Here is a 375-nt window from a genome sequence, read left to right as displayed (position 1 = left end):
TTGCGGCGCAAGGCTTCCAGACGTCCGTTGATCGCTTCGGTAGGGCCGTTGGAGACGTGGTGGTCGAAGTAGGCCAGCACGTCATGGCGGCGCCGGTGCAGGGTGCGGCCGAGCTGGGCCAGTTCCTCGAGTGCGGCGGGCACACTGCGGCGTAGCGAGTTGATGAGCCCGGTCATCATGGTCTTGCCGCGGCGGCGGTCGGGGTGGCTGTAGGCGGCGATGATGCGCTGATAGACGCTCCAGGTGACCAGGACCGCGAGGTGGTTGTCGTCGGCGAACACGCTGGTCAGCCGGGATTGCTGGCGACTGGTGAGTAGAGGCAGCCGGGTGCGCAGGGTGCGGCGCACACCGTAGAGGGGATCGCCGGTGTGGCCA

1 protein-coding gene is annotated in these 375 nt (G+C 68.0%); it reads right to left on the bottom strand.

The window, feature by feature from the left end; genetic code table 11:
• The coding region (locus tag AC5Y49_RS24865; protein ID WP_499892032.1) for a transposase at positions 1-375 on the bottom strand (375 nt) is incomplete at both ends.

It is taken from the genome of Mycobacterium sp. NGS62, assembly GCF_059812285.1.
The sequence above is the reverse complement of the archived record's forward strand: the minus strand, read 5'-3'. Positions and strand labels throughout refer to the sequence as shown.